The sequence below is a fragment of the Prevotella corporis DSM 18810 = JCM 8529 genome (assembly GCF_000430525.1).
GTDB classification, from domain to species: Bacteria; Bacteroidota; Bacteroidia; order Bacteroidales; family Bacteroidaceae; genus Prevotella; species Prevotella corporis.
Map to the genome: position 1 here is coordinate 1 of NZ_AUME01000078.1, position 3097 is coordinate 3097.

2 protein-coding genes are annotated in these 3097 nt (G+C 39.6%); both read left to right on the forward strand.

Annotated elements, in window-relative coordinates:
* Positions 1-82: 82 nt before the first annotated feature.
* Positions 83-2695, forward strand: a complete 2613-nt coding sequence (locus H515_RS0110280) for a carboxypeptidase-like regulatory domain-containing protein (RefSeq protein WP_154653697.1) — start codon at positions 83-85, stop codon at positions 2693-2695.
* Between the two features lie 8 nt (positions 2696-2703).
* The gene (locus tag H515_RS15220; protein WP_154655473.1) at positions 2704-2796 is read left to right on the forward strand and encodes a cysteine peptidase family C39 domain-containing protein; all 93 of its coding nucleotides are present in this window, start codon (positions 2704-2706) and stop codon (positions 2794-2796) included.
* Positions 2797-3097 lie beyond the last annotated feature (301 nt).

Genomic DNA, 3097 nt, shown 5'->3' on the forward strand with positions numbered 1-3097 from the left:
CAATTCTTCGCCTACACAATTAACCTTTCAGCCCTTAGAAACAGAATAGAGCCGTTAAGAATATAAAACACAACATAGAATTATGAGAACACATCAGCGATACATTACATTGACCTTATTGTGTATATTGGCATTGCAACTCCATGCACAAATAACGCTGACCGGAGTTGTACGCCTACAGCGGACAGGACAGCCACTGGCAGGTGTGATGGTCAATCTGAAACAAGAAGGCAGTAAACGTATCCTGAAATTCACACGAACTCAGGCTGATGGCAGTTACAAGTTGCAGACTACTACACCACTTGCAGGCAACGAACTGCAATTCTCCTTGATTGGCTACGCCACAGAGATACTCTCACTTTCGGAAGGACAGACACAATACGACATGATGATGACAGAAAAGTCTATCGAACTGAGAGAAGTCATTGTGAAAGCCCCAAGCATTCGTCAGCGTGGCGACACACTTGCCTACAACGTGGCAAGTTTTGCCGACATCAACGACAAGTCGTTGGCAGACGTTTTGAAGAAAATGCCAGGGATAGAGGTGTCGGAAAGTGGAGAGATAAAACACAATGGCAAGCCTCTAAATAAATTCTATATTGAGGGACGCGATATGTTGGGTAATCGCTACAATTTGGCTACTACCAATATTCATCAAACAGACGTTGCATCCGTGGAAGTGCTGCAAAACCATCAGCCCATCAAAGCCCTTGATGATATGTCGTTTTCGGAGAGTCCCGCCATCAATATCAAATTGAAAGAGGCTGCAAAGAGCCGATTAGTAGGCACAATCAAGGCGGGTGGAGGCTTTCATCCAAACGTTTGGGAGGGAGAGGCTGCACTGATGCGCTTTGCTAAGAAAGCACAACTACTCAATACATTGAAGAGCAATAATATCGGAACAGACGTTACAAGGGACAACATGGTATTGATAGATGATATAGGCAGTAGTTTTCTGAGTCGCAACTATGCTTTGAAGAACCATATTAATGTAATCCCCGACCGATTGATGGACATCAGTGAGAATAGAGTACGCAAGAATCAGACACACACCATTTCGATGAATAATCTTTGGGGTGTTGGAAAAAACACCGACCTATCCACACAGCTACTTTACTCACACGATCGATTAGTATCGGCTTCATGCTCGCAAACCTCTTATTTCCTCAATGACAGCACAATTTTGACCAACGAAAACCAAAAGGCAAAGACCCGACAGAACAAACTCTCGGCAAGCATTGCACTGAACACGAATACCAGCAGATTGTATTTTACCAACACCCTCTCAACCGATTTACAATGGAACGACACCGACATAGATATTGAAGGAACTTATCCAAATCGTCAGACAGCTCGACAGCCATCGTATAAGGTTCACAACAAGTTTGAACTGCTCAGACGTACAGGTAACCAAGCGTTCACATTCAATTTCTACAATGCTTATATGTCAAATCCACACACATTATTGGTGCAGCGACCTAATGGAACGCAACAACAGAATGTGCGCTCTCAGGCTTTCTTTAGCAATAGTAGCACCTCGTTGGGCTATTATCTGAAACCCTTCATGGTATCAATGAAGTTAGGGTTGGTTGTTCTGAGCCGAAGTATGAGAAGTACAGCCGATGGTATACCCGACTCATTAGGTTTGGTACACAATCATGTTGATATGACCTACCTTCGTGTCTACGTTTCTCCTGAAGCCGAATTTAAAAGTGGCGGATGGCAAGTTAGATTGACATTGCCCATAAGTTATACTCCCTATTTCTTTAAAGACAAATTTGTTCAGACTTCCAACAACCACCATAAAGTAATCGTTTCGCCCTATGTTTATCTGCAATACCTATTCTCTTCCAAGTTTAAGATGTCGCTTTCGGGAAGTATATCTCAAAACGAAATTAGAGAACAGAATTTTTACAATGGACTGATACTTAGTGATTATAGAAATCTGAACACAGGTTTTGTGAATTATGATAGCGAACAAGGTAAATCTCTATCATTGTCTTTCGATTACAAACAACCCTTGAATACGCTTTTTGCCAATGTCTACATCACTCGTTCATGGAACGAAAGCACACTGACCACCTCTCGTCGATTTATAGATGACTATATTCTGAACTCGTATTTTGCTCGAAAAACCCACTCAAATACTTGGATGACAGGCGCAAGAATGAGCAAGGGACTCAACCTTCTTCGAGGAATGATAAGTGTTTCTACGGATTATATGAGTTTCAATGGTGCATTAGTCCAAAACGACAATCTCTCTCATTATCAATCAAACTTATGGAGTATTACGACTAAAGTCAATATTCATCCTCTTAAATGGCTTGAGATGAACTATGAGATAACATACAGCAACGAATCAATGACGTTTAAAGATATTGATATACGTTCCTCGTCCAATAACCTTTCACAGCGTTTTTCTTGCAATCTAAACATTACAAAGGCTTGGCTGCTGAAACTATCAGGAGAACATTACAGCAATCAGTTGTCCGATAACACGCATAAACAACTCTTGCTTACCGATTTCTCCACCTCCTATACCTTTGTACATGGTGTGGAACTGAGCCTTAACGTGCGTAACTTATTTAATCAAAAGACCTATGCCTACACCAGTTATACCGATCTGATGCAGATACGTCAGGAATATGAACTACGCCCAAGAAACATTTTGGCATCTGTGTTTTTCCATTTCTAAACTTAATTATGAGAAACTTTCCTTTGATAAAACAACATGATGCCATGCAATGTGGTATATCCTGCTTGCAAATGATATGTAAATACTTTGATAATACTTAGTCGTTCCTCAAGAACTCGACTTACAACCAGCAAATGGTATTGGATAACACCTTTGTTTCATTAGTCGGCATAGATGGAGCTAAGGGAATTGATAAAAATATTAGGGAAATGTGACCAATAAACCATTTTCTATCAAGATACAAATCTTTGATAATCTATATTTTACACTTTTTCTTTAAGAAAGTGTAAAATGTGTAATCATTTTTTTTGTTATATCTTTATGAAATAATTAATTTTGCTTTCAAATAATCAAAATCAAACAACTATGAATAAACTTATTATAGTAATTGCATTGTTTTTA

Excerpts from the sequence above, each read along its gene's own strand:
- H515_RS0110280 (WP_154653697.1), top strand. The coding sequence starts at position 83 with ATGAGAACACATCAGCGATACATTACATTGACCTTATTGTGTATATTG.
- H515_RS15220 (WP_154655473.1), top strand. The coding sequence starts at position 2,704 with ATGAGAAACTTTCCTTTGATAAAACAACATGATGCCATGCAATGTGGT.